Origin of the sequence: Bacillus sp. SIMBA_074 (genome assembly GCF_046534555.1) — a bacterium.
GTDB lineage: Bacteria > Bacillota > Bacilli > Bacillales > Bacillaceae_G > Bacillus_A > Bacillus_A mycoides.
Window position 1 is genome coordinate 1 of sequence record NZ_JAWRYM010001067.1, and the last position, 244, is coordinate 244.

Here is a 244-nt window from a genome sequence, read left to right on the forward strand (position 1 = left end):
GGCGTAATCAACGCACTGCAAGTGCTGAATCCGTTGTTTGTGCAGGGTGCGGGATATGTTGAGCAGCTCGCAGCCGGGTTCGCGTCGTGGACCTCTAACGGTGGGCTTGAGAAGTTCACCACCTACGCAATGGGTGTGCTGCCGCAGGTTGGCGCCACTCTCGGATCTTTGGCAACGCTGGCGTTCCATGTGGTCGACGGGTTCTCGGCGTGGGGCGGCCCGATTCTTACGGTGCTCAAGGCTG

At 60.7% G+C, this 244-nt stretch carries 1 protein-coding gene; it reads left to right on the top strand.

Annotated elements, in window-relative coordinates; all coding sequences use genetic code 11:
• On the top strand, positions 1 to 244 hold a 244-nt coding region (locus SB773_RS34040), incomplete at both ends, for a hypothetical protein (protein WP_410594903.1).